Raw genomic sequence first — 24,516 nt, 5'->3', positions numbered from 1 at the left:
TAGCGGGGTATGCCCTGCGCCCGGTTTTTTCTGGGAGAACACAAGAAGTTTGGTGATAAAATGGCAAAAGCATTTGCCGATTTGCTCAAGCGTTATCGCCGTGCAATATTGGTATTGTTCGATATTGTTGTGGTGGCAGCGTCTTATATGGCAACGTGGGTGCTTGTTTTGCAGGGCAGCGACCTTTTTAAATCGCTGGTCAACTCTGCCGAAGTGCAAAGCAGCAACCCGTTCCGAGAATATTTCAGCCTTATGGTATCCAGCTGCATCTTTTTTGTCAGCTGCTATATCATCGTTTATGCCTTTATGGGTATGTACGACAGTCTATGGCGCTATGCAGAAATTGTCGAATTTTTCCGTTTCTGTATGTCCTCTATTTTGGCGGTAGGCGCATTTATCGTGGTTTCGCGCTTTATTTTTACCGAGCGGCGTATTCCTATCGCTGTTTATTTGATGAGCGCGATGTTTGCCACGGCACTCACCCTGGTAGCGCGTTTGACTTACCGCATGTATCGCAACACAAAAATTAAATCCGGTGTCAGCCGCAGACGGCGTGTGATGCTGATTGGTGCAGGTGACGCGGCGAGCACCTTACTGCACGAGCTTTACAAAAACCCGTCCGATGAAATGAACATCATCTGCGCGGTAGACGATTCCCCCCAAAAGGTTGGTCGTTCGATTCTCGGCATCGAGATTATGGGTACCACTGAAGATATCCCTGAGTTAGTGCGCCAATGTGAAATAGAAACGATTCTGCTTTGCATCCCGACCCTTGAGGATGAGAATAAGCACCGAATTCTTTCTATTTGTGCAAAAACAAACTGTAACCTGCGCATTTTGCCGGACATTGTGAAACTGATTGCAGACGGCAAAGATCTCTCTTCCCGCATTCGCGATGTGCAGGTAGAAGACCTGCTTGGGCGCGAAGTCATTGAAATTTCCTCCACGGCCAGCCAGCTGGTTAAAGGTAAAACCATCATGGTTACCGGTGGCGGCGGTTCTATTGGCAGCGAGCTTTGCCGACAGATTGCAGCCTCAAACCCGAAAAAACTTGTCATCGTAGATATTTACGAAAACAATGCGTATGCCATCCAGCAGGAGCTGATTCGCAAATATGGCGATAAGCTGGACCTGGAGGTGCAGATTGCCTCAGTACGTGACAGCAAAAAGGTAGACCTTTTGTTTGCACATTATCGCCCCAATATCGTCTTTCATGCGGCTGCGCATAAGCACGTGCCGCTGATGGAGACAAGCCCGGAAGAAGCAGTCAAAAACAACGTCTTTGGCACATATAATGTAGCACTTTCCGCAGAAAAATATGGCGCAGACCGCTTTGTGCTGATTTCCACCGATAAAGCGGTCAATCCTACTAATGTGATGGGGGCTACCAAGCGCATTTGTGAGATGATTATTCAAAGCATTGCCAAAAACAGCAAAACCAGTTTTTGTGCAGTGCGATTTGGCAACGTGCTGGGCTCCAACGGCTCGGTGCTACCGCTTTTTAAAGAGCAGATTGCTAGCGGTGGTCCGTTGACGGTCACCGACCCTAACATTATCCGCTATTTCATGACCATCCCAGAGGCGGTAAGTCTGGTGCTGCAAGCCGCGTCCATGGGCGGGGCAGGCAACATTTACGTTTTGGATATGGGTGCGCCGGTTCGTATTCTCGACCTTGCGGAAAACCTTATTAAACTGGCAGGCTTTATTCCGTACCGGGACATCGACATTGTCTTTACCGGTCTTCGCCCCGGCGAAAAGCTGTACGAAGAGCTGATGATGGACGAGGAAAGCGTACAGAAAACCGAGAGCAAAAAAATCTTTATCGGTGCACCGCTGCGTATGAACCGCGAAAATTTCTTCGACCATTTAAAAACGCTCAAAGAAATTGCTTACGAAAACGACAGCGAGCGTCTTTTGCAGTTTATTGCAGAAATGGTACCCACCTTTGACCACAAAATTTAATGAAGGCAACCCGGCTTTGCGGTGCTTTACGCAGGTATTGCTGGGGGCCTGATACCAGAGGGAAGTTTGCGATGTACAAGGCAATCAAACGAATTATAGATTTTGTGCTTTCTCTTGCAGGGTTAATCGTGCTGTCTCCACTGTTTTTGATTCTCGCAGTGTGGATCAAAGCGACAAGCAGGGGGCCGGTACTGTTTCGCCAAAAACGTGTAGGTAAGGGGAAAACGCATTTTGAAATCCTCAAGTTTCGCAGTATGTACAGCGATACACCCAAAGATGTGCCGACCCACCTTTTAGGCAATGCAGATGCTATGATTACTCCGGTTGGCCATTTTTTGCGCAAAACCAGCTTGGATGAGCTTCCGCAGATACTCAATATCCTAAAAGGCGAAATGAGCATTGTGGGGCCGCGGCCAGCACTGTGGAACCAATATGACCTGATTGAAGAGCGCGACAAATACGGCGCGAACGATTTGGTGCCAGGGCTTACCGGCTGGGCACAAATTAACGGCCGCGATGAGCTGCCAATCCCTGTAAAAGCAGAACTGGATGGCTATTATGCCAAAAACATCAGCCTTGGGCTGGATATAAAGATTTTCTTTAAAACAATCACCAACGTGTTGTTTGCCAAAGGTGTTGTAGAAGGCGCGCAGGAACAAAAGAAATAGAAAAAAGCCACCCGGGCGGCAAAAAAGCAGTTCGAGTGGCTTTTGTTTTTTACAGGCGTGAAAATACGCGATGAAAAACAGAACAAAGCAGGGAGAAAACATATGACTGAAAAGATGAAAAAATGGCTGGCACCGGCAGCGGTATTACTGGTGTTGCTGGCGGTTTATTTTAGCGTAAAGGGAATGAATCTGAGCGGACTGCCGGAATATGCAGAAGTGTTACAGGTTGAAATTACTTCGGCTAACAAAGCGGACGAAGTGGTGAAGCTGACTGAGCAGGACAAAATCCGCCAGTCCGTGAATGCTGCGGGGCTGCTGGTTTATAATTTCGGTAAAGCGCCCGAAGAAACACCGATTATCACCATTCGGTACTTTTTAAGAGACGGCACGACCCAAACGGTTGCGGTAAGCCAGAACACCGTAAGCTATAAAGAAAAAACGTATAAGTTAAAAAACAGATCAGACAGCTTTGTTCAAATTGTAGAAACAGTGTTTTTTGAGCAGCAGGCAACCCCACAGCCACAATAAGCCAAGACAAAAAGCATCGGCAGCAGAAAAATTCTGCTGCCGATGTTCTTTTTATTTGTCGCTGCCGGGTTCAATCATCATAGAGAGAATGTTGCTGAATAAGTCATCTCCACGGCTCACGAATTTTTCTTCTACCGCTTTTGCAGAAAGCTCATCGGGCATGTAAAGGTCCAGCGAAAAAACCCGCTCTCCCAAATCCTCAATGTAGCAGTGCACCATATACCCGTTTTTGTTTTTTTCGTGGGTTGCGTGGTGCTGTGCTTTTTTGCGCTTATACACCTGTGCGCTGATAACTGCGTTGACGGCAGCTTCGCGCACACTGCGCGGCACATCACTTTTAAGCGCGGCCGCAAGGGCACTGCCGCTCTCAGTAATGGTGTATTTATTGTCAGCGTTGAGGGCGAGGTGCCCTTTTTCACAAAGGTCACCAAGCGCTTCCGCCATCTCAAAATAATTCACCAGCTCTTCGCTGAGCAGTGCATTTTCAATTTCAGCCCGACTAAGGGGCATACCAACGCTTTGCAGCAGGTAGCATAAAAGAATTCGTATTTCGGTGGAGGTGGTTAACCCACCGGGCCGCACTCCCGCGGTAAACGCTTTTTTTGTCACGATGAGGAACTTCCTTCCTTTCCGTACGGCCCTGGGGCTGCACGGCTTCCTTTTTGGCACCTTTGCCGGGTTATCTGGCAAGCGGCGGCAAAAAACCGACGCTTTTTATCTGCTGCCTATGAAATAACTATACCGCAAACCGGATAAAATGTAAAGGAAGGAACGGTTAGAATGTCGTTTCAATCTGCTTTTTGGCATTGGGGGTGGAATAGACCCAGTGCTCCACTTTTCCTTCCGTAATAAAGTGGTGCAGCGGTGGCGGCACATCCGGGCGCGCCAAGCGCGAGAGCAGTACCAGCTTTACTTTCATCTTGTCGGGCAGAATGCTTTTAATGTAAACGCTCACCGCATCACCGGGGACCAGTCGGTTATCATATTCTGCAAGGCCTGCGAGGTTAGGGGCAAGCTCTACAAATACGCCATACTCTTCAATACTGCGTACAATTCCCGTCACGCTCATGCCTACATGAAACAGGTCGGCGTTTTGCTGCCAGGTGCCAAGCAGCTCTTTCATGGTCAGCACCAAGCGCCCTTGTGCATCGCGCGAGCGCACAATGCAAAGCAGTTTTTCGCCGGTGCGCACCCGGTCAGCAGGGGACGAAATACGCGAAACTGAAAGGCAATCAATCGGCAGCAATGCGCTGATGCCGCAACCGACATCGCAAAAGACGCCAAACGATTCAATATGAGTGGCAACGCACGAGATAATAGTGCCCGGCTCGAGCGTGTCTATGTACTCTGCCTTGCAGCGGCGCTGCGCCTCAGCGCGCGAGAGAATTAATTTCGGCTCGCTGCCACTTTCGTCAATTTCTTTGACAACAAAACAAGCGCCCCGGCCAACCCGGGTGATAATCGCGATATCACGCACACTGCCCTCGGTGATGCCGTCTGCGCACTCTTCATAGGGCATAATGGCGTTTAGCCCCGCCAGCCGAAAGTGCAGGCTTTTGTCGGTATCAAAAAAGAGCGCGGTGCTTTGTAAAATCGCGCCGGTCCTCTGGGCTTCCCTTAGGGCGGGCAGCGTAAACAGGTCAGGGACGGCAGCGGGCTCCTCGGCATAAAACTTCATCTGTGTTTCCTCCTCCGGCGGCAGCTGGCCATGCCGCGCATCAATTCACACCGCTCTCAAACAAGAGCGGATACACTTAGAATATATGCCGGGGGAATTGCACAAATCACTGCAATGTATTATAATATAACCTATCTGTCCGATAAGGATAACGAAAGGAAGGTGCCGCAGATGGATGTACAGGTAGGAGATAAAATTCTTGTAAAAAAACCACACCCTTGCCAGAATAATGAGTTTGACGTGTTACGTGTGGGCATGGATTTTAGGATTCGCTGTACCAAATGCGGACATGAAATCATGGTGCCCCGAGCCAAAATTGAAAAAAACATCAAAAAGGTCATTCGTGAGGCAGAGCGATAGCGACTGTGAAAATGAGGCAGACGACGCAACGGCGCCGTGAATTTGCTGCGCTTTTTTCGATGCAGCTGCTCACAGCAAAACAGCTTTGCTAAAATGCGCAAAGCTGCCCAATAGAAAGGATAAGTTTCACGATGATTGATAAATTATTTGAAGTTAAACGCCACTACGAAGAGATTAATAACCAGCTTACCGACCCGACGGTTATCTCAAATAACGAGCTTTACCGCAACCTGATGAAAGAGCATAAAAACCTGACCCCCATCATTGAAAAGCTGGACGAGTACACCGTTGCAAAAGATGCTTTTGAAGAAGCAAAGAGCCTGCTGGAAGAAGGCGGCCTTGACGCTGACTTTAAAGAAATGGTGCAGCAGGAATATGACGACAACAAAGAGCTTTGCGCTAAGTACAGCGAAGAGCTGAAAATTTTGATGTTGCCCAAGGATGAGAACGATGATAAAAATATCATCATGGAAATTCGAGGTGGCACCGGCGGCGAGGAGGCTGCGCTGTTTGCACATAGCCTGTTCCGTATGTATTCGATGTATGCCGAAGCAAGAGGCTGGCAGATTGAAATCAATAACATCAACGAAACCGAGCTCGGCGGCGTAAAAGAGGTCAGCTTTACCATTGACGGTGAAGGCGCTTACAGCCGGCTTAAATTTGAAGGCGGTACCCACCGCGTACAGCGCGTGCCCGAAACAGAAACACAGGGTCGTGTGCACACTTCAGCAGCCACCGTTGCGGTTATGCCGGAAGCTGAGGAAGTAGAGTTCGATTTGAACATGAATGATTTGAAAATTGATACCTTTCGTTCCTCCGGTGCAGGCGGTCAGCATATCAATAAAACCTCGTCAGCAATCCGCGTGACCCATTTGCCGACCGGCATGGTAGTAGAATGCCAGGACGAACGTAGCCAGTATAAGAACAAAGACAAAGCATTGCGTGTTTTGCGCAGCCGCTTGTTGCAGCAAAAGCAGGAAGAACAGCATGCTGAAATTTCAGCAGAGCGAAAAAGCCAGGTCGGTACCGGCGACCGAAGCGGGCGCATCCGTACCTACAACTACCCGCAGGGCCGCGTGACCGATCACCGCATCGGCCTGACATTGTACAAGTTGGATTCGTTCCTGGACGGTAACCTGGACGAAATGATTGATGCGCTGGTCACCGCTGACCAGGCAGAAAAACTGAAAAATTCAGAGGAGGCGTAAACACGCCTTTGCCGCAAAGGGAACTGCGGCAATTTGTTCTGCTGCAAACCCCGGCAATTCCCTGAAAGGACTGATGTTCCAATGTATACCGAGCTGAAAGCTGCGGCTCCGGAATCTCTGGCATATGCAGCAAAATTACTTCGCGAGGGCGAAACAGTTGGCATCCCCACCGAAACGGTGTATGGGCTTGCTGCTGACGCAACCAACAATAATGCAGTGGCGAAAATTTTTGCCGCCAAAGGTCGTCCGCAAGACAACCCACTGATTGTGCACATTGCAGATATGACGGGTCTGGAAGGTGTCGTAAAAGAAGTGCCGGAGGACTGCAAAAAGCTGGCAGCAGCATTTTGGCCCGGCCCGCTTACGATTATCATGCAGCGCGGCGACAAAATAGCAGACAGTGTCTGCGCAGGGCTGCCCACCGTTGCGGTGCGTATGCCTTCGCACCTCGTCGCAGCAGAACTAATCCGGCTTTCCGGCTTGCCGCTTGCGGCCCCTTCGGCAAACCTTTCAGGTCTGCCCAGCCCCACCAACGCGCGGCATACTTTTCGCGATTTGCAGGGCCGCATCCCCCTCGTGATTGACGGCGGCGAATGTTCCGTAGGGGTAGAATCTACCGTGATTACCATCGCGGGCGAGCAGCCGATGCTGCTGCGCCCCGGTTACATTACCAAAGAGCAGCTTGAAACTGTGCTGGGCAAAGAAGTTTTGCTTTCCGACGCGATTTTGAACAAGCTGCAAGAGGGTGCGGTTGCGGCTTCTCCGGGCATGAAGTATAAGCACTATTCCCCCAAAGCAAATGTGGTTTTGCTTGACGGCAGCGCAGAAGCCTATCAGGCTTTTATAGCGCAGCATGCCGGAGCGGGTGTGTTTGCAATGTGCTACGAAGAAGAGGTCAGCAGCCTTGCCGTACCGTGTGTTGTCTGCGGTGCGCGAGAAGATGCAGCAGGGCAGGCACAACGGCTGTTTTCTGCCCTGCGCGAATGCGATGAAAAAGGCGCCAAAATAGTGTACGCGCACTGCCCGTCTACGACCGGCGTTTCGATGGCGGTGTACAATCGTTTAATCCGTGCTGCCGCATTCCAAGTCATTAAATTGTAAACAACTGACTATCTTATATCATAGAAACTGCGTGCCGGGCTATACTAAAACGGTCGCGCCAAAGGATTGAGGATCATGAAAGTCATAGGAATCACCGGCTCTTCAGGCAGTGGTAAAAGCACAGTTGCTGCGCACTACGCTGCTCTTGGGTATCCGGTTATCGACGGCGACGGCATCAGCCGGGAGCTGGCGGTGCCTGGCAGCCCTTATGTGAAGGCATTACAGCAAGAGTTCGGTGAGGACATCTGTGACGCTTGCGGGGCACTGGAGCGGCGCGTAATGGGCGAGCGCGCCTTTGCAACACAAGAAGGCCAGCGGCGGCTTACAAAAGTGACAACGCCGCTCATCTACGCTGAAATTCAGCGCCGGATTGAACGGTATCGTGCCGATGGGGAAACACTTGTATTTCTCGACGGTGCGCTTATTATCGGCACCCCGTTTGCTGCCTTTTGCGATGAAATTATCGCGGTATTAGCCGAGCCGGAAACACAGATAGCTCGGATTATGGCTCGCGATAAAGTAAGCAAAGAGGCTGCTGCAAACCGCCTCGCCCGGCAACCCAACAACCAGGTGTTACAGCAGGGGGCAACCCACTGCCTGTGGAACCTGACGAACAAAGAGGACCTGATTTGCAAAGCAGAAAAACTACTGGAAAGACCAATAAACAATCTAACCAGCATCGACTGAGAGGCAGCACCATCTTTTTTTTACTGTTGCTGCTTGCTTCGGCGGTGCTGTTTGCTCTGCCGCAAGGCTTGCGAAAGATAGATTCTCAAACCCACCCGCGCAAGTACAGTGAGCTCGTTGAAAAATACGCGGCAGAATATGAAATTGATCCGTTGATTATCTACTCCATTATTCGCACCGAAAGCGGATTTGATCCCAATGCGCAGTCTAACGTAGACGCGCGCGGGCTGATGCAGATTACCGAAGAAACATTTGCATGGATTAAGCTGAAAATCGCAAGCGGAGAAGATATTACCTTCGACCAGCTGTACGATCCGGAAATCAATGTGCGATTTGGTGCCTACTTCCTTTCCCGATGTATTGCACGATATGGGGATATATCCACCGCTGCGGCCGCTTATCATAGTGGCTGGGGAACCGTGGATAAACTGCTTGCGGATGAACGCTACGCCCAGGATGAGCACACGCTGAAAGAATTCCCTTACACGCAAATGAATCTCTACGTCTATAAGGTCGGTCGTGCTTATGAAAAATACACCGAGCTTTACGGCGCAGAAGCCAACAGTCTTATCACTTTTTCATCTACGCCCCCTGTGGCAAAATGAAAAGCGAAATAAAAAATCAGAAGGCCGGTGTTTTTAGCGCAGCTATTCAGCTGCCAAAGCGCGGCCCCGGAAAGGCGAACCTATGGAAAAACAGAAAACCGCCGGCCAGCAGCTGGCAGAAACCCTTCTTTTTGACTATCAGCACGTTGCCGATACCAAACCCGACGCTGTGCAGGAATGTACCGCATTTTGCGAGGACTACAAGGCTTTTATGAACGCAGCGAAAACCGAGCGCGAATTTGTTTGCGAGGCGGTTACCCTGCTGAAAGCGGCAGGCTACACTGAATACGAACCCGCAAAGGCTTACAAGCCCGGCGATAAGGTCTATTTTAACAATCGCGGCAAAGCTCTTATGATGACCACGTTTGGCACCGCTCCGCTCGAAGAAGGCGTACATATCAACATCGCACATATTGACTCTCCGCGGCTCGATTTAAAAGCTCGTCCGCTTTATGAAGACAGCGAGCTGGCACTCTTTAAAACACATTATTACGGCGGCATTCGCAAATACCAGTGGACGGCAATTCCTTTGGCGATTCACGGCGTATTTGCAAAGGCTGACGGCACGGTGCAGCCTTTTGTAATTGGTGAGGACGAAACGGACCCCGTATTCTGCGTCACAGACCTGCTGCCCCATCTTGGACATGAGCAGGATAAACGCACCCTCGGCGGCGGAATTAAGGGCGAAGAGCTCAATGTGCTCGTAGGCTCTTTGCCGTATGAGGACAAAGAGCTCAAAGATCGCGTAAAGCTCTTCACCTTAAAGCTGCTCAATGAAAAATACGGCATCACCGAAAAAGATTTTGTCTGCGCAGAAATCGAGGTTGTTCCGGCAAACCGTGCACGCGATTTGGGCTTTGACCGCAGCATGATTGGCGCTTACGGCCACGACGACAAAGTGTGTGCCTATACAGCAATGCGCGCAGAGCTTGATACCAAACAGCCGAAATATACCACAGTGACCTGCTTTGCCGATAAAGAAGAGATTGGCTCTGATGGCAACACCGGGCTGAATTCGGCTTTCCTGTTCCACTATCTGCAGTTCTTGGCAGAGGGGGCAGGCGCCGACTACAAAAAGTTGATTGCCCTCGCAAGATGCCTTTCGGCAGATGTAAATGCGGCACTTGACCCGACCTTCCCGAGCGTAAATGAAAAGAACAACGTGGCACACCTTGGGCGCGGCGTTGTTGTAACAAAATACACCGGCAGCGGCGGAAAGTACGGCACATCGGATGCTTCCGCAGAAACCATGGCTTACTTTACCGGCATGCTGGACCGCCATAACGTGTGCTGGCAGACCGGTGAGCTGGGCAAGGTAGATGCAGGTGGCGGCGGAACTGTTGCAAAGTATGTCGCAAATCAGAACATCGATGTTGTAGATATCGGTGTGCCCTTGCTTTCGATGCACTCTCCATTTGAAGTAGCGTCCAAACTGGACGTCTACATGTGTTATCAAGCGTTCTTCGCTTTCCTCACTGACGAATATTAAGTTTTTCGCAAAAGCCGGAGTTTTCCGGCTTTTGTTTTTTCATGGAAAATATGAGAAATTTTAAGCGGATTGTTGGCTTTTGAATAAGGAATATAGTATAATGAACGAAAAGTCGAAATTCATATAATAGCATATAACAGCGCAAAGAGAGGAGGCAAGGGGAATTGGTAAAGGGAATGGTCAAAAATCTATTCAAACTTTTACTGGTAACACCTATCCTTTTGCTGCTGGTTTGTGTTAACTTTTATGTCGATACCCGAGGGCTCTTTCAGGGCGGACAATTCGAACGGGAACTCGCCGCCAAACTGCACGAGGGTAAAGCAATTTCCAACTTTCAAAAGCTGGACGAGCGCCAAATTCTTCGGCTTTACATCAAAGAGATGAAAACACCTTATGATACTCTGGTAATCGGTTCTAGCCGTGGGCTGCAGATTACAGCAGCCATTGCAGGCGCTGATGGTACATTTTATAATGCCGGCATGACAGGCGAAGATTATTACGACGTAGTCGGCACAGTTGGTTTGCTGCATAGCTACGGACGGCTTCCTAAAAACATGGTAATGGTGCTTGATCCGTGGATTCTTTCTGCGCAGCCGGATGCAAAAAATAAGCGAAGCGACAAAAATCTTGCAAACCGTTTTTTAACAGAAACGTTGGGATTTGACGAGCCGTATACAGAGGAAAGCTTTCAGTGGAATACCGAGGCACTGGTTGCGCCTGATTACTTCCAAACCAATATGGCGTACTTTTTCTCAGATCACTCTGAAGAAGAGCGCCCCTCGGAAGTGACAGGGGATATTTATGCTCAGGAAACTGAGATAAAAATGACAGACGGCACCTTGCTTTACACGGAAGAGTACCGCAACCAGGTACAGCAAGAGGTGGACCATGACGCGCAGCTGCGTGCAACCATGCCGTTTATGATGTGTGGATTCTACCCGCAGCCAGACACTAAACTGTGCAAGCAGTTTACTGCTATGGTGGACTTTTTGCAGGAAAACGGCGTGGAGATCACCTTTTTGCTGACGCCCTTTCATCCAGACCTCTACGCCCGAGTAGAGAGCCATATGGACACCGAGGGCGGAGTGGTGTATAGCGAGTCTTTCTTTTACGCACTCGCGCAAGAAAAAAACATTCCTATCTATGGTTCTTACAACCCCGAACGCGCGAATTGCGACCGCGAGGACTTTTACGATGGACTCCATATCCGCAGAGAGTCTATCTCTAAATTCTTCCGTGGCATTGATACCGAACTGGTTTAATTATGTGCTTATAAAAACGCGTTTTGCTTTTTGCAAAACGCGTTTTTTAGGACATATTTTATCGGAAAAAGTATTGACAACATAATAATCATTTGTTATACTTTTAAAGCAGTCAGCAATACGCTGATGTATATAAATGGGGGTATAGCTCAGCTGGGAGAGCGCTTGAATGGCATTCAAGAGGTCAGCGGTTCGATCCCGCTTATCTCCACCAAACAAAAAACCTTGTAGGATGGCTTATTTAGCCACTTTACAAGGTTTTTTGTTTTGCTTTTGACTGTGCAAAAATAAGCATAATAAAACACAATTAAACATGATTTTGAGGGTCAAAAAAGGGTCAGAAAAGGGTCAGAAAAGGGTCAGCTTTATTTTACAAGCAGAATTATCGAGTCTAAACCATAAAAAGTTGTATTTTCTATGTTTTGCACAAAAAAGTGAGTTGAGCATTGGAATGTAAAAAAGCCCCGCAATAATCCTTAAAAAGACACTCGAGAAACGTCTTAGGAAGATATAATTTTCTAATATTGAGATTTAATGTTAAAATTCAAATTAGGTATAAATAAAGAACGTGAAACTATGATGAAAGGAATATTGAAAAACCCTCTCGGAGTTAATTCCGAGAGGGTTTAATCCTTACTTTTGAATTTGGAGAGAAACCTAATGGTGTGAACTTTGCAGCGCGAAAATCAATTGAGAGATCTACAATGTTGCGTTAAAAGCGACAATCAATGCTCGCCAGGTCGCAGATCCTACAACCCCATCAATTTGTAATCCTTTAGAGGCTTGAAATTGCATAACTGCATTTTGGGTTAGGCTACCGTATTGACCGTCAATAGTTAGTTGAGGGATACTGCCTCCCAGCCGCGAAAGATAACTTTGTATGAACCGGACAGTATCTCCACTAGAGCCAAGCATTATCGAGTAGCCCGGATAACGAGTGGTTACCCGAAGCGGATTACCAACTTCCATATCTTCCAATGCCGATTTTAGCAAACTAAAACTTAAACTTCCATAGGATCCATCAGCAGTTAGATTAAACTGTGCTTGAAACTGTCGAAGTGCAGCAGCGGAATCGGGACCAAATATGCCATCGAACGCAATACTTTGAATAGCGGTATAAAGGCTTTGCATTGCCCCGAGTTGCTGTTGCATACTTTTGACGACTGCCCCTCGATCGCCGGAACCTGCTACGATGCCACAATAAACTTCGCCTTCACCTTGAAGAGCGGCGAAATCAGTGTAAAGAGCATTCCAAGTATCTGCTCCAGTTCTTCCATCGACGGCGAGGAAATTTAGAATCTGATAGGTTCTAACGGCGGATACAGTATTGCTGCCATATTGACCGTCAATTCCTAAAGACGGAATTTGGGGATATCTGCTGCGTACACCGTTCAGCCAAGTTTGAACGAGAGCGACATCAGGCCCACTACTTCCGTTTTGCAAGATTGCCCCGTAATACGGAGGCATTATAGTTATGGATGCCATAAGACATTCCTCCTTTACTTTACGATATGGCGCTAAACGCGAAAAAGTTCGAATTTTGTCATTGAAGCTGCTTTTAATGAGTTTTGAGGGTGACAATAGAAAAGGCCTCGCTACGATTGAGCGGGGCCTTTTGTGCCTAGCGAAACAAAGAGCATTACTTTTCCGTGATAATTGAGTGGAGAAAAGTGAAGTGACTAACGTTAATTAAATCCAGAGGTTAGTGGGCTAGGCACCTGATTAAGAATATGCGACTGTACGGAAAAATTTGATAACGCTTTGTGGAGTGCAAAAAAGCCCCGGCCGATTAAGTTCGAGGGATCTTAGAGGGTAATGGTGGAATCACAAAATTAAATTAAAATAGGAATTATTTCTTTGCATAGCTTTTACAGAAGCATGGAGTCGTGATAGCACCTGCGCCCATTTTTCATGAGTTACTTCACTTTTGGACAAATATTTATCGACGTTATTAGGAACAGGGGAAGCAGGCTATACAACGGGTTTTCACATAGAACAAGCCCTGTTTTATGGTGGTATTTCCTCTATTAATTGTTTCTAGCATATTCTGTCTAAATGGTTTTTCAGGAGTGCAGATGCATGCTATAATATGGATTGTATCAATACTACGCAATTCAAAAATCGCTAAAGTTTGTTTGTGAAACGAATTACCAGCAGAATGTTATTCATATAATGAGGGGTAAATATTTATGAAAATAGTAAAGGTTGAAAATAGAAGTCAAGTGCTCATAGCGCAGCTTGAAAAAGTGTGGAAAGGTTCTGTAAAAGAGACTCATTTGTTTTTGTCAGACGAGGAAATAGAAGATATTCAAAAGTATATTCCGCAGGCATTAGCGGAGATTCCGCATTTGATTATCGCCCAAAATGAAAAAGACACACCTGTTGCGTTTATGGGTATAGATGAAAAAAAGCTTGAAATGTTATTTGTCGCTCCTAACGAGCGTGGTCTTGGTTTAGGAAGACGTTTACTTGAATATGGAATTAGAGAATACCAAGTTAATGAATTAGGAGTAAACGAGCAAAATCCACAAGCACAAGACTTTTACGAGCATATGGGCTTTAAGGTTTACAAAAGGACGGAAACAGATGAACAAGGTATGCCTTACCCAATTTTGTATATGAGACTATGAGCATTATCTGTGGCTATAAGAGCTGTTCATTATGTTTATAATGGACAACCATATTTGTTTATACGAGGACAGCAACAGAAGATTGCTTGTAGAGTAGACGATTCAATAAACTAGAATTTGAAAGGGCGGCAAAATGAAAAACATTAGTAAAGGAATAATAGCCGGGTTGATGATAGAAATGATTGCGGGCGTTATCATGGCAATTATGGTGATAGCAAATATGGCAATACCAGATATTATAGCCTGGGTATTTGGGGTTGGATTAGCCATAACTCTGGTATCTTGTGTATTTACATTAGGAAAAAGAAATCAGTAATCTAAAAGAATAATCCCAATTTGTCGCGTAGGTTATGAGCATTATCTGTGGCTGTACGAACTACATATTATGTTTATAACAAGAAAAGCCCCCGGCCAATTAAGGCCGGGGGCTTTTTTAAACTTTATTCGGTTTTGCTTGCCTGTTTTATGATTTGATTAATACCGGTTGCAGCCAACCCGCTGACGATGCCCACCGCAATTGCGGTGATAATGTCGGTTGCGGGATAGTCCGGAATGACTCGCATGCCTACTACACCCAAAAGTGCGCCGCACAGCCTTGGCAAGGTGGTTCCTCTTCCGCCCAATAGGCTTCTTCCTGGCGGCCCACGGCTCAGCAATGGGTGCAAACAAAGGTTTCCATATTTCGTATTCTTCTTATTTTTCGTCTTCCGTTATTTTTTGTAGCAACAGTGCTGAGAGGCTGACGATTAAAGTCAGTAGTGCATCGGTTACTTGCTTAGAAAGTCGAAAGGTCATTTTCGATTATTCATAAAAATCACGATCCTTCCTATACCATGCGAGCTGCAAACAAGCATCTGCTCTAGCTGGTATGCGTTATTCTTATGATATATCGTTAAAAACGGGAAGGAATACCCGCTGTTCCGTTCTGTTCTGTGCACTTTAGATCTGTTTGCTTTTCAGAAACCTTGAAAAATAAGGAAATGGCACGTATACTAAAATGACAAGATACTAAAAACATGCAGCATTTCAACAAAAGGTAGAGAAGATAATATGGAAAAAGCAAAAAGCATCAAAGAAATTGCAGAGCTGGCAGGTGTTTCGACGGCAACGGTCTCTCGAGTAATCAACCACAATGGACGATTCTCAAAAGAAACGGAACGACGTGTTCGGGAGATTATCGCGCAAAATAATTATATGCCGAATATGAATGCCAAAGGTTTGCGAACAAGCCGCACAAGAGTAGTAGGCATTGTAGTGCCGGACATCACCAACGCGCATTTTGCAAACCTTGTGCTCAAACTTGAAATGCGCCTGTTTCGACACGGGTATTCTTGTCTCATCTGTAATACCAACGAATCGGCAGAGCTGGAAAAAAAGCATGTACAATCGCTTACTGCGCAAAATGTCAGCGGAATTATTTTAATCTCTGGTACGCGGGATTACGGCGAGTTGGACGATTTGCCGGTAATCTACGTAGACCGCCCCTCTATGAATATGCGTGAAACAGGCGTGATGATTGAATCGGATAACGAAGCAGGGGGATACCTTGCTACGAAGGAGTTACTAAGCGCAGGATGCCGACGCATCTTAATGCTTAAGTGCTTAGGTAACGACTGTAACCAGTTGAATCGCTATAATGGGTACAAACGTGCGCTGGCGGAAGCCGGCATTGCAGAGGAAGAAGAGCTGCGCATCAATCTGAATGAAGTCTCAATTACAGCAGCTTGCCAAATGATTACCGATATGCTGGACAAAAAAGTTTTGTTTGACGGAGTAATGTGCACTACCGATACACTTGCTGCGGGCACAATACTTGCCTTACGGGCACATGGGTTACAGGTGCCGAAAGATATTCTTGTTACAGGCTACGACGACTGCCAACTGGCGGAAGTTTGTGGCCCGGGACTAACCAGTGTGCGGCAAAATGTAGATGAGATGGCCTACATTGCAACTACTGTTTTTTTACGCTTGGTAAAGGGGGAATCCATTGACAATTACCATTATCGTTTGCCTGTGACATTAACCAAAAGAGCATCCACAACTCGTTGATTATATTGAACAGCCCCTTGCTTTTATATAAAGCAAGGGGCTGCTTTTATAATTTTGTTACTTTTACATGGAGGAATGCACAAGTTGCGCAAACGATTACTCACCATTATGATGAAAAAATCTTTTGCTTATTGACATATTTATGGTGAGATATTATAGTGATCAAGAAGAGAAAACGATTACTCAAATTCAGTAATTCGATTTCACACAGAGAAAAATATAAAATTTTAGGAGGAAAACAATGAAAAATCTCAAGCGTTTTGTGTCCCTTGCATTGACATTAGTTTTGGGCCTTTCTTTGGTGGCCTGCGGTTCTTCCGCCTCTTCTGCTCCGGTAGCGTCGGCAGCCTCGTCTGCACCCGTGGCAAGCGTGGGCAGTGCAAGCGGCGAAGCTGAGTATGCAGTAGTGCTGAAAGTACTGTCCAGCCAGTTCTGGCAGACCATGAGCGAAGGCATCACAGCGGAAGCCGACAAGCTTGGTGTTAAGGTGGATATCTACGCAGCCAACACAGAAGATGACGTGGAAGGTCAGGTTACCCTGCTGGAAAATGCAATCTCGAAAGGGTATAAAGCTATCGGCGTAGCCCCTATTTCCAACGTTAACCTCAACAATGCCATTGCTGATGCCACTTCAAAAGGCATCAAAATCGTAGATATCGATGAAAAAATTGATATGGACGCGTTGGCACAGCTGGGCGGTGCTTGTTATGGCTATGTTGCTACCGATAACGTAGCAGTCGGCAAGCTGGGCGCCGAATATCTTATCGAGCAGATTGGCGGCAAAGGCGAAGTTGCAATTGTCGAAGGCAAAGCAGGTGCTGTTTCTGGCGAAAGCCGTCGCGATGGTGCAAAAGCTGCTTTTGAAGCAGCAGGCCTGAAAATTGTAGAAAGCCAGCCGGCCGATTGGGATCGCACAAAAGCTTACGACCTTGCCACCAATTACATTACCGCTCATCCCGATTTGAAAGCCATCTATTGCTGCAATGACACCATGGCAATGGGCGTTCAAGAAGCTGTCGAAGCATCTGGTAAAGACATCAAAGTTTGTGGCACTGACGGCAACGACGATGCAATTAAATCCGTTGCAGATGGCAAGCTTTGTGCAACCGTGGCACAGGACCCGGCCGCTGTAGGCGCAAAAGGCCTGAACCTTATGGTTGAAGCCGTCACCAAAAATGCAGAAATTAAAGTAGGGGCAGAAGTCCCCGTTTACGGCATTGAAGCAGTGCTGATTACAGCAGAAAACGCAGCCGATTACATTTCTTAAAAGGCATACGCGGTATCGCAACTGATTGGAGTTTTAGCTATACTGTTTCTCTATACTAAAAGCCATCAGGCACTGCGAGCGGCAGGCACTGCACCCTTTTGGGTGGGGTGCCTGCATAGCTGACAGGGTCTGAAAACTGAGCAACAAAGAAAAGAGGCGCACGATGGAACCACTTGTGCAAATGAAAAATATCACCAAACGCTTTCCCGGAGTCGTGGCGCTTGATCGCATCAATTTTGACGTGCAGCCAGGAGAGGTCCACGTTTTGCTGGGCGAGAACGGCGCTGGGAAATCAACATTGATGAAGGTACTTAGCGGCGCATATACACCGGATGACGGCACAATTTTGTTGAATGGCAAAGAACACAAGCAACTTACCCCGCACCTTTCGGCAGAGGGTGGTATTAGTATTATTTATCAAGAGCTCAGCGTAGTAAACTGGCTTACAATTCAAGAAAACATTTTCATGGGGCGGTTGCCAAGTAAAAAAATAGGGCCAATTGCTGTGGTAGATTATAAATCCATGTCGGAATCAACCGAGAAATTATTGGCACAAGTGAACCTTATCACACGCAAGCCTACTACCAGTGTAGGAGATTTGAGCATCAGTGAAAAACAGATGGTCGAGATTGCGAAAGCGGTTGCATTTAACGCGAAAGTAATCGTAATGGATGAGCCAACTTCTTCTTTAACTGAAGAAGAAGTCCAAAAGCTTTTTGCAATCATTCGGCAACTGAAAGCTGAAGGGAAAGGTATTGTCTTTATTTCACATAAGCTTTCAGAAATTCAGGAAATCGGCGACCGCATTACCATTATGAAAGATGGTGGCTATGTAGGTACATTTCCAGTAAAAGACCTGACGACGGACGATATGGTGCGGATGATGGTTGGCCGCGAGATTAAAAGCAATTACCAGCACTTGCCCGAAGAAAATTACCAATTTGGTGAGGTCATGTTTTATTGCAGAAACTTGACGCGAAAAGACGGAAAAGTAAAAGATGTTTCTTTTGATTTGCGCAAAGGCGAAATTTTAGGCTTTTCGGGCTTGGTGGGGGCAGGACGCAGCGAAACGATGTGTGCTATTTATGGTGCCGCACCAAAAAGCAGTGGAGAGATTTGGCTTGAAGGTGAAAAACTTTCTATCCAAAATCCCTACCAGGCATTGCGTCAGGGCATCGGTCTTGTAACAGAAAATCGGCGCGAAACTGGATTTTTTAAAAATTTTAGCAATGGCCGCAATATTGCCTTGGCTCGCCAGCTCAAGGCATCCTCTTTCAACGGCATGTGGGGACTTACCAACCGGAGAGAAGAGGTGAAAATCGCCGAGGAGCAACGACAAAAAATTCAAATCAAATGTACCTCTCTCAACCAAATGACAGCCCAGCTATCTGGTGGAAACCAGCAAAAAGTCATCTTAGGCAAATGGATGGCGGCGGGTGTAAAACTGTTGATTTTTGACGAGCCCACCAAAGGGATCGATGTAGGCACCAAAAGTGAGATTTACAAGCTGATGAGGAGCCTCGCGGACGCAGGTATTGGAGTGATAGTGGTATCGAGTGAGATGCCCGAATTACTGGGGCTGTGCGACCGCATTGCCGTTATGGCAGATGGGCGAATTATAGAAACCTACGAGGTGGCGGAGGCAACCGAAGAAAAACTTGCCAAAGCAGCCACCGGGGCAATAGCCTGAGATGAGAGGACGAACACGATGAAGACCATAGAAAAAAAGAAATTTACTTTTAGTGATTATTGGGATAGATACAGTACGATTACGATTTTGGCATTGATGATTATCGTATTTGGTGTGCTGCGCCCTACCAGTTTTCTTACCCCGGCCAACCTTGTAAAGATTATGGAGCAAAGCTCAATTACGATTTTACTTGGCTTGGGGGAATTCTTTGCAATTTTGCTTGGCGGTATTGACTTAAGTGTAAGCTCGATTATGGCACTTTCCGGCGCAATGACGGCCCAACTGATGGTAAATCAGGGAATGCACCCATTCTTGGCTGTGCTGCTTGGCGTTATTGTATTTGGCGCCTTTATTGGCGTAATCAATGGCGTGCTGGTCACCGCTACCGGCTTGCCTCCTTTTATTATCACCCTTGGCACACAGGCCATCTTGCGTAGTCTGGTCTATATTGTCACCGATGCACGCGCAGTATCCGGCCTGCCAGCTTCTTTTTCCAAAACAATCGGCGGGAAGCTGTTCGGCGTGATTCCGGTGCCAATTATTGTAGCACTTGTCACGGCGGCTTTGCTGACATTTCTTACAGTAAAATGCCAAAGTGGTCGCAACTTGTATGCACTGGGCGGCAACTCTCAGTCTGCTTGGTATGCGGGCATTCCTGTGAAAAAGCATATTATTCTCGCTTTTGCAATTTCCGGTGTTTGCGCTGCCCTTGCCGGCATGGTAAACGTGGCACGACTTGCAGCAGCAGAGCCGAACGCGGGTACTGGCTACGAAACTTATGCAATTGAAGCAGTTATTATTGGCGGCGCCTCTTTCTTCGGCGGTGTGGGCAAAGTGCCCAAAGTTATCATCGGTGGTCTTATCATTGGCGTAATCAATAATGGTTTGAACATGGTGGGCGTTTCTAGCTACTACCAGCAGCTGGCAATGGGCTGCTTGCTAATTCTGGCGGTTACGCTGGACCGTTTCTTTGGTGCAAGCAGAAAAAATTCCTAAAGACATTGTGGGGAGAAATTATGAAACCTGAATTTTCAGTCAGTCTGATGTGCATGGATTTTTTAGACATGAAAAACCAGATTGAAATTTTAAACAATCAAGTAGATGGTTACCATGTGGATATCATGGATGGACATTATTGTAAAAATATCACGCTTAGCCCGGATTTTATCCGTGCCTGTGCATCCGTTGCAAAAAAGCCAATGGATGTTCACTTAATGACAACCTGTCCGAATGACTGGATCGACCTTTGCGCCGATGCAGGAGCGTCACTGATAAGCCCCCATGCAGAAACAATTAATACAGATTGCTTTCGCACCTTAAACCACATCCATAGTGTAGGCTGCAAAGTAGGTGTGACGCTGAATCCGGCAACACCGCTTTCTTATTGCAAGCACTACCTTAACCGTATTGATGTTTTAACATTAATGACGGTAGATGTGGGGTTTGCAGGCCAAGCGTTTATTACCGAGGTGCTAAATAAGATAGAGGAGGCCAGACGCTTGCGCGCAGAGTGTGGATATCATTATAAAATAATGATTGACGGCTCTTGCAATGCAAAAACCTATCAAATGCTTTACGAGGCCGGGGCAGATATATTTATTTTGGGCTCTTCTGGTCTGTTTAACCTTGATGAGGACTTACTCACTGCCTGCGGGAAAATGAAAGACGAATTTTATAGAGCAACGGGTGTTGCAGTTGACCAGGAGGCAGTAACCACATGAAGCAAAAAAACGAGGAGGTACTCGGGATTGACATTGGCGGCACCCATATGCGCTTTGGGCTGGTGAACAATGGATGTAACCTGCGATGCTTTGAGAGCATTAGCACGCGCGAAGTGTTTCAGCCTGGGTATGCCCCAATTGTACGCTTAACCGAGTGCATACAAAACTACTGTGATAAAAACATGCAGGGAGCTTTGCCGGCCGCGGTATCAATTGGTTTTCCTTCGACGATTAGTAAAGACCGAATGGTGGTCATGCAAACTCCAAATATTCCATGCATTCCGGACGATTTTCCGATTGTAGAAGAGTTACAAGCACGTTTACATATCCCTGTATTTATTAACCGAGATGTAAATTACCTTTTGTTATTTGACCAGCAGGACTTGGCATTGCAAGACAGAGATTGTGTTGTGGCAGTCTATTTTGGTACTGGCATTGGCAATGCGGTTTTGCTTAATGGCAAGCTATTGTTGGGCCGAAACGGGGTAGCTGCCGAGTTAGGGCATGTGCCCATATACGGCAACGACCGACTATGTGGTTGCGGCAACAAAGGTTGCATAGAAACGCTGGTTTCCGGCATTGCCATGGAAAAATTGCAGGAGCAAAATTTTGCGGATACGCATATCAGCCAATTGTTCGCCCTTCACCGCAATTCCTTACCAATGCGCCAGTTTGTAGAAGGAATGGCCGAGGCTGTGGCCACCGAAATTAATTTGTTTGATCCGGACTGTGTAGTGCTGGGCGGCGGTTTACTCCAGATGGAAGGTTTTCCATATGATGCGCTGGAACTAGCTATTCACGAGCATACCCGCAAGCCCTACCCAGAGAAAAATCTTAAAATAAGCTATTCTCGCCCAAACCAAAAAAACGGAGTAATCGGAGCGGGAATTTATGCACACAAGCGGCTTGCAGACGCATCTTACCTATAAATAAAAGGCCTGCACAGTGCAGCAAAAGGGAGATAAAAATGAAACTTGCAATTGGCAACGACCACGTTGCGGTAGAAATGAAAAAAGAGATGCAGGCGCACCTCGAGTCAAAAGGGATAGAAGTGATTGATGTAGGAACGAACAGCACAGAAAGATTTCATTACCCTGTAAGTGGTTATAAGGTGGCACAGATGGTCGCAGCTGGCGAAGTAGATGGCGGTGTGCTGATTTGCGGAACCGGCGTGGGGATTTCTCTTGCAGCAAACAAAGTTAACGGGATTCGTGCATGTGTTTGCAGCGAACCCTATTCGGCACGGCTTTCCAAACAGCACAATAACACAAATATTATTGCTTTTGGTGCACGTGTCATCGGCCCGGAAACGGCCAAAATGATTTTAGACGAATGGCTGAATGCGAAATATGAAGGTGGTCGTCACCAAATCCGAATTGATATGATTTCTGAAATAGAGACCACCGGTAAACTTTTGGCAGCTGAAGAAATAACCGGATAAACACAGAGAAGCCCTTTTCTTCAGAACCAAGATGCAATGGCCTAAGCTAGCAAGAGCAATATCGGAATAGGCACATTGGTTATACGAAACAAAAATATTAAAAGAGTTAAGCGGCTTAGCCTTTTTATAGGCTAAGTCGCTTTTGATAAAGGTGAAGAGACCTTTAAAATATTTGCTGGAACTTTCATGTATAACAAACGTAGAAAGATGGTCTTTTGTGCTGTTGTAAAAAGCTGCTCAAAAGAAGGCGCGTGCCTTCTTTTTATTAATATACGCTTTGGGCAGGTACATCAGAGAGAAGAAGAAAGAATCCGGTTTATTGATAAAAAAATCTTGTAGAAAAAGCACTGCGAGAATCGTACTATCAATCCTATATCATGCAAGTCGCAAAGAAGCATTTGCTCTTGGCTGGTATGCGTTATTCTTATGATATATCGTTAAAACGGGAAGGAGTACCCGCGTTCCGTTCCGTTCCGTTCCGTTCTGTTCTGTGTACTTTTGATATGCCTAATTATTCGCTTTCATTATTTAAAAATTGTAGAATTTGAGTTTTGCGAAACCTCCACTGATGGCTGACTCGTTGACAAGGAATTGCGTGAGACCGACAAATGGAATAAAGGGTGTTTCGACTGACGCATAGAATATCGCATACCTCTGCAAAGCATAGCACAGCAGGGTAATCTTCAAAATCGTCATAGATTTTTATCGCTCCTTGGTATTGGTTGGTATTATAAAGATTGTTGTCCTTAAATACCAAATAGTATCTAGCATTAGGCGGAAAAGAAGCTATCAAATACTCATTATTTTCCCCAAGCTCAGTAAATCACGACACTGAGAGATAGGCGATGCGAAATAAACAAAAAAATTCCCCGCATTTTATTTGCGAGGAATTAATATAATAAGTGAATTTTGCTCCGATTATCTCTATTTGGTCAATAGAAATTTATGAATGGTTGACCACGAATTTGACTACGCCATAATTCGGAAAGATACTTTTGCCTAGTGAAGTAAGCATCCTGTTGAATAGAATAAATGGCATCTTTAAGCCGTATTTGGAAGGAGTTAGCTATTTGTTTTATCTTCTTAAGCTATATGGCATTTAAGAGGTCAGCGGTTCAATCCCGCTTATCTCCACCAAACAAAAAATCTTGTAGAATGGCTTGTTTAGCTACTTTACAAGGTTTTTCTTTTGTTTTTCAATGCGTAAGCAAAAGCGAATGAAGGACAATTCAAGCACTTTTTAGAAGCGAAAAGAGGCGGGTTGAAGACCGTCCTCTCAAGAAGGGGCTCCAAAGCAACCTGACAAATATAGGCGCACAATTGCTAGCAAAGCGGTATTGCAAATTCATACTGGCGGGTTTTATAAAGGGAACGGAGAAACAATCAAATAGGATTGACCTCGAGGTAGGCCTTTAAAAAATCGATTCGTTCACCGTCTTCATTCGCTGTAAGCAGGTATTGTGCCAACAAAATTCCAGTTTGGTACCTTTCACGCACAAACTCCAATTTCTCAGACAAATTGCTCAAATAGTCTTGATCTACTTTTTCCTTAATCAAAAAAGTAAGATATGGACGGTCATCTTGCTTTTTCCATAAAAGCGGTTGGGTGCTTTCTTGCGGGTTTACGATGATGGCCCGCGTTTCGGTAGAAAGATCGCGCGTATCAAAATAGCGCACATACATAGAGGAGTTTTTGATATATTGCAGCAATTTGTCTTTTTCGCTGTAGTCGAAGGCCGCAACCGCAGCAAAGGGAAGCGGTTCGTACTCAAATTCGTGCTCGCTTAGCCGCTTTACCTCAGCGAGCTGTTTTTCTTGCTCAAAAACACGGCTAAGCATTTCTTGATAAGATGCAATTTTTCTTTGCAGCTCCTGCTTTCTGTCAGAAAGCTGTGCATCGTACTCTGCAATAGAACAATTTTGTATTAGAGCAACATCGCGAATAGGGATGCCTAAATTACGGCAAGAAATGATGTCTGCGATTTGAATTACATCTTGCAGTGTGTATTTTCGATATTTATTTTGGGATTTAGAGACTGTAAATAAGCCTTTTTCTTCCCAAAAACGCAAGGTAGGAGCAGATATTTCCAGCAATTGTGCAATTTCACCAATCGTCAACAAATTATTCATAAAATTCACCTAAAATTAACATTTATAGTCATTTTATCAT

At 46.2% G+C, this 24,516-nt stretch carries 25 protein-coding genes and 1 tRNA gene; 20 read left to right on the top strand and 6 right to left on the bottom strand.

Annotated elements, in window-relative coordinates; all coding sequences use genetic code 11:
- Positions 1–60: 60 nt before the first annotated feature.
- The 3 genes from C1A11_RS02500 (at position 61) to C1A11_RS02490 (ending at position 3,158) form a co-directional block, all read left to right on the top strand.
- Positions 61–1,962, top strand: a complete 1,902-nt coding sequence (locus C1A11_RS02500) for a polysaccharide biosynthesis protein (protein WP_102049223.1) — start codon at positions 61–63, stop codon at positions 1,960–1,962.
- 71 nt (positions 1,963–2,033) lie between these two features.
- A complete protein-coding gene (locus C1A11_RS02495; RefSeq protein ID WP_102048837.1) occupies positions 2,034–2,630 on the top strand; it encodes a sugar transferase in 597 nt (198 codons plus the stop codon).
- A 102-nt stretch (positions 2,631–2,732) separates the two neighbouring features.
- Positions 2,733–3,158 (top strand): hypothetical protein, encoded by a 426-nt coding sequence (locus C1A11_RS02490; RefSeq protein ID WP_145995705.1) that lies wholly within the window; start codon positions 2,733–2,735, stop codon positions 3,156–3,158.
- Positions 3,159–3,209: 51 nt separating this feature from the next.
- Here the strand turns inward: C1A11_RS02490 and C1A11_RS02485 are convergent, their stop codons facing one another.
- Positions 3,210–3,767, bottom strand: coding sequence for a DUF4364 family protein (locus tag C1A11_RS02485; RefSeq protein ID WP_102048835.1), 558 nt, complete (start codon positions 3,765–3,767; stop codon positions 3,210–3,212).
- A 166-nt stretch (positions 3,768–3,933) separates the two neighbouring features.
- Positions 3,934–4,836 carry a hypothetical protein gene (locus C1A11_RS02480; protein ID WP_102048834.1) on the bottom strand — a complete coding sequence of 301 codons (903 nt, stop codon included), beginning with the start codon at positions 4,834–4,836 and terminating at the stop codon, positions 3,934–3,936.
- 171 nt (positions 4,837–5,007) lie between these two features.
- Here C1A11_RS02480 and C1A11_RS02475 point away from each other — a divergent pair, with 171 nt between their 5' ends.
- From C1A11_RS02475 to C1A11_RS02440, 8 genes are all read left to right on the top strand, one after another.
- Positions 5,008–5,196, top strand: coding sequence for a DUF951 domain-containing protein (locus tag C1A11_RS02475; protein WP_102048833.1), 189 nt, complete (start codon positions 5,008–5,010; stop codon positions 5,194–5,196).
- Positions 5,197–5,327: 131 nt separating this feature from the next.
- Entirely contained in the window at positions 5,328–6,404 is a 1,077-nt protein-coding gene (gene prfA, locus C1A11_RS02470) for a peptide chain release factor 1 (RefSeq protein ID WP_102048832.1), read from the top strand.
- A gap of 81 nt (positions 6,405–6,485) precedes the next feature.
- Positions 6,486–7,505 (top strand): L-threonylcarbamoyladenylate synthase, encoded by a 1,020-nt coding sequence (locus tag C1A11_RS02465; RefSeq protein WP_102048831.1) that lies wholly within the window; start codon positions 6,486–6,488, stop codon positions 7,503–7,505.
- A gap of 75 nt (positions 7,506–7,580) precedes the next feature.
- Positions 7,581–8,192 (top strand): dephospho-CoA kinase, encoded by a 612-nt coding sequence (coaE, locus tag C1A11_RS02460; RefSeq protein ID WP_102048830.1) that lies wholly within the window; start codon positions 7,581–7,583, stop codon positions 8,190–8,192.
- Positions 8,135–8,797, top strand: a complete 663-nt coding sequence (locus tag C1A11_RS02455; protein WP_242965790.1) for a lytic transglycosylase domain-containing protein — start codon at positions 8,135–8,137, stop codon at positions 8,795–8,797. The genes coaE and C1A11_RS02455 overlap by 58 nt, the downstream gene beginning before the upstream one ends.
- 82 nt (positions 8,798–8,879) lie before the next feature.
- Positions 8,880–10,286 (top strand): aminopeptidase, encoded by a 1,407-nt coding sequence (locus C1A11_RS02450; protein ID WP_102048829.1) that lies wholly within the window; start codon positions 8,880–8,882, stop codon positions 10,284–10,286.
- Positions 10,287–10,450: 164 nt separating this feature from the next.
- Complete coding sequence (locus C1A11_RS02445; RefSeq protein WP_102048828.1) at positions 10,451–11,548, top strand: hypothetical protein; 1,098 nt, start codon at positions 10,451–10,453, stop codon at positions 11,546–11,548.
- A gap of 138 nt (positions 11,549–11,686) precedes the next feature.
- Positions 11,687–11,762 (top strand) — tRNA-Ala (locus tag C1A11_RS02440).
- Positions 11,763–12,247: 485 nt separating this feature from the next.
- Here C1A11_RS02440 and C1A11_RS02435 read toward each other — a convergent pair.
- Positions 12,248–13,033, bottom strand: a complete 786-nt coding sequence (locus C1A11_RS02435) for a peptidoglycan-binding domain-containing protein (protein ID WP_102048827.1) — start codon at positions 13,031–13,033, stop codon at positions 12,248–12,250.
- 704 nt (positions 13,034–13,737) lie between these two features.
- On the opposite strand from C1A11_RS02435, the gene C1A11_RS02425 reads away from it, so the two are divergent.
- On the top strand, positions 13,738–14,178 hold the full coding sequence (locus C1A11_RS02425; protein WP_102048825.1) for a GNAT family N-acetyltransferase: 441 nt from the start codon (positions 13,738–13,740) through the stop codon (positions 14,176–14,178).
- A gap of 133 nt (positions 14,179–14,311) precedes the next feature.
- Positions 14,312–14,494 carry a hypothetical protein gene (locus tag C1A11_RS02420; protein WP_102048824.1) on the top strand — a complete coding sequence of 61 codons (183 nt, stop codon included), beginning with the start codon at positions 14,312–14,314 and terminating at the stop codon, positions 14,492–14,494.
- Positions 14,495–14,618: 124 nt separating this feature from the next.
- Here C1A11_RS02420 and C1A11_RS02415 read toward each other — a convergent pair whose 3' ends face one another.
- Positions 14,619–14,780, bottom strand: coding sequence for a phage holin family protein (locus C1A11_RS02415; RefSeq protein ID WP_341458116.1), 162 nt, complete (start codon positions 14,778–14,780; stop codon positions 14,619–14,621).
- Positions 14,781–15,228: 448 nt separating this feature from the next.
- Here C1A11_RS02415 and C1A11_RS02410 point away from each other — a divergent pair, with 448 nt between their 5' ends.
- The 7 genes from C1A11_RS02410 to rpiB all read left to right on the top strand — a co-directional run bounded on the left by C1A11_RS02410 (position 15,229) and on the right by rpiB (position 22,346).
- Positions 15,229–16,227 (top strand): LacI family DNA-binding transcriptional regulator, encoded by a 999-nt coding sequence (locus C1A11_RS02410; protein WP_102048823.1) that lies wholly within the window; start codon positions 15,229–15,231, stop codon positions 16,225–16,227.
- Positions 16,228–16,468: 241 nt separating this feature from the next.
- Positions 16,469–17,494, top strand: a complete 1,026-nt coding sequence (gene alsB, locus C1A11_RS02405) for a D-allose transporter substrate-binding protein (protein WP_102048822.1) — start codon at positions 16,469–16,471, stop codon at positions 17,492–17,494.
- A gap of 163 nt (positions 17,495–17,657) precedes the next feature.
- Complete coding sequence (locus C1A11_RS02400) at positions 17,658–19,184, top strand: sugar ABC transporter ATP-binding protein (protein WP_102048821.1); 1,527 nt, start codon at positions 17,658–17,660, stop codon at positions 19,182–19,184.
- An 18-nt stretch (positions 19,185–19,202) separates the two neighbouring features.
- Positions 19,203–20,180, top strand: a complete 978-nt coding sequence (gene alsC / locus C1A11_RS02395) for a D-allose ABC transporter permease (protein WP_102048820.1) — start codon at positions 19,203–19,205, stop codon at positions 20,178–20,180.
- Between the two features lie 20 nt (positions 20,181–20,200).
- Positions 20,201–20,905 (top strand): D-allulose 6-phosphate 3-epimerase, encoded by a 705-nt coding sequence (gene alsE, locus C1A11_RS02390; protein ID WP_102048819.1) that lies wholly within the window; start codon positions 20,201–20,203, stop codon positions 20,903–20,905.
- Complete coding sequence (alsK, locus tag C1A11_RS02385; RefSeq protein ID WP_102048818.1) at positions 20,902–21,834, top strand: allose kinase; 933 nt, start codon at positions 20,902–20,904, stop codon at positions 21,832–21,834. The genes alsE and alsK overlap by 4 nt, the downstream gene beginning before the upstream one ends.
- 38 nt (positions 21,835–21,872) lie before the next feature.
- On the top strand, positions 21,873–22,346 hold the full coding sequence (gene rpiB, locus C1A11_RS02380; protein ID WP_102048817.1) for a ribose 5-phosphate isomerase B: 474 nt from the start codon (positions 21,873–21,875) through the stop codon (positions 22,344–22,346).
- 511 nt (positions 22,347–22,857) lie between these two features.
- Here rpiB and C1A11_RS14040 read toward each other — a convergent pair.
- Positions 22,858–23,016, bottom strand: coding sequence for a helix-turn-helix domain-containing protein (locus C1A11_RS14040; protein ID WP_423242019.1), 159 nt, complete (start codon positions 23,014–23,016; stop codon positions 22,858–22,860).
- Between the two features lie 713 nt (positions 23,017–23,729).
- On the bottom strand, positions 23,730–24,476 hold the full coding sequence (locus C1A11_RS02370; protein WP_102048815.1) for a MerR family transcriptional regulator: 747 nt from the start codon (positions 24,474–24,476) through the stop codon (positions 23,730–23,732).
- Between the last annotated feature and the right edge of the window lie 40 nt (positions 24,477–24,516).

Source organism: Pygmaiobacter massiliensis (genome assembly GCF_900199435.1).
Classification (GTDB): domain Bacteria; phylum Bacillota; class Clostridia; order Oscillospirales; family Ruminococcaceae; genus Pygmaiobacter; species Pygmaiobacter massiliensis.
Note: the sequence above shows the minus strand (reverse complement) of the source record. Positions and strands in the feature narration are given on the sequence as shown.

What these genes read in the sequence shown, in the direction of transcription:
- C1A11_RS02500 (WP_102049223.1), top strand. Translation starts at nt 61, where the DNA reads ATGGCAAAAGCATTTGCCGATTTGCTCAAGCGTTATCGCCGTGCAATA.
- C1A11_RS02495 (WP_102048837.1), top strand. Translation starts at nt 2,034, where the DNA reads ATGTACAAGGCAATCAAACGAATTATAGATTTTGTGCTTTCTCTTGCA.
- C1A11_RS02490 (WP_145995705.1), top strand. Translation starts at nt 2,733, where the DNA reads ATGACTGAAAAGATGAAAAAATGGCTGGCACCGGCAGCGGTATTACTG.
- C1A11_RS02480 (WP_102048834.1), bottom strand. Translation starts at nt 4,836, where the DNA reads ATGAAGTTTTATGCCGAGGAGCCCGCTGCCGTCCCTGACCTGTTTACG.
- C1A11_RS02475 (WP_102048833.1), top strand. Translation starts at nt 5,008, where the DNA reads ATGGATGTACAGGTAGGAGATAAAATTCTTGTAAAAAAACCACACCCT.
- prfA (WP_102048832.1), top strand. Translation starts at nt 5,328, where the DNA reads ATGATTGATAAATTATTTGAAGTTAAACGCCACTACGAAGAGATTAAT.
- C1A11_RS02465 (WP_102048831.1), top strand. Translation starts at nt 6,486, where the DNA reads ATGTATACCGAGCTGAAAGCTGCGGCTCCGGAATCTCTGGCATATGCA.
- coaE (WP_102048830.1), top strand. Translation starts at nt 7,581, where the DNA reads ATGAAAGTCATAGGAATCACCGGCTCTTCAGGCAGTGGTAAAAGCACA.
- C1A11_RS02450 (WP_102048829.1), top strand. Translation starts at nt 8,880, where the DNA reads ATGGAAAAACAGAAAACCGCCGGCCAGCAGCTGGCAGAAACCCTTCTT.
- C1A11_RS02435 (WP_102048827.1), bottom strand. Translation starts at nt 13,033, where the DNA reads ATGGCATCCATAACTATAATGCCTCCGTATTACGGGGCAATCTTGCAA.
- C1A11_RS02425 (WP_102048825.1), top strand. Translation starts at nt 13,738, where the DNA reads ATGAAAATAGTAAAGGTTGAAAATAGAAGTCAAGTGCTCATAGCGCAG.
- C1A11_RS02420 (WP_102048824.1), top strand. Translation starts at nt 14,312, where the DNA reads ATGAAAAACATTAGTAAAGGAATAATAGCCGGGTTGATGATAGAAATG.
- C1A11_RS02410 (WP_102048823.1), top strand. Translation starts at nt 15,229, where the DNA reads ATGGAAAAAGCAAAAAGCATCAAAGAAATTGCAGAGCTGGCAGGTGTT.
- alsB (WP_102048822.1), top strand. Translation starts at nt 16,469, where the DNA reads ATGAAAAATCTCAAGCGTTTTGTGTCCCTTGCATTGACATTAGTTTTG.
- C1A11_RS02400 (WP_102048821.1), top strand. Translation starts at nt 17,658, where the DNA reads ATGGAACCACTTGTGCAAATGAAAAATATCACCAAACGCTTTCCCGGA.
- alsC (WP_102048820.1), top strand. Translation starts at nt 19,203, where the DNA reads ATGAAGACCATAGAAAAAAAGAAATTTACTTTTAGTGATTATTGGGAT.
- alsE (WP_102048819.1), top strand. Translation starts at nt 20,201, where the DNA reads ATGAAACCTGAATTTTCAGTCAGTCTGATGTGCATGGATTTTTTAGAC.
- alsK (WP_102048818.1), top strand. Translation starts at nt 20,902, where the DNA reads ATGAAGCAAAAAAACGAGGAGGTACTCGGGATTGACATTGGCGGCACC.
- rpiB (WP_102048817.1), top strand. Translation starts at nt 21,873, where the DNA reads ATGAAACTTGCAATTGGCAACGACCACGTTGCGGTAGAAATGAAAAAA.
- C1A11_RS02370 (WP_102048815.1), bottom strand. Translation starts at nt 24,476, where the DNA reads ATGAATAATTTGTTGACGATTGGTGAAATTGCACAATTGCTGGAAATA.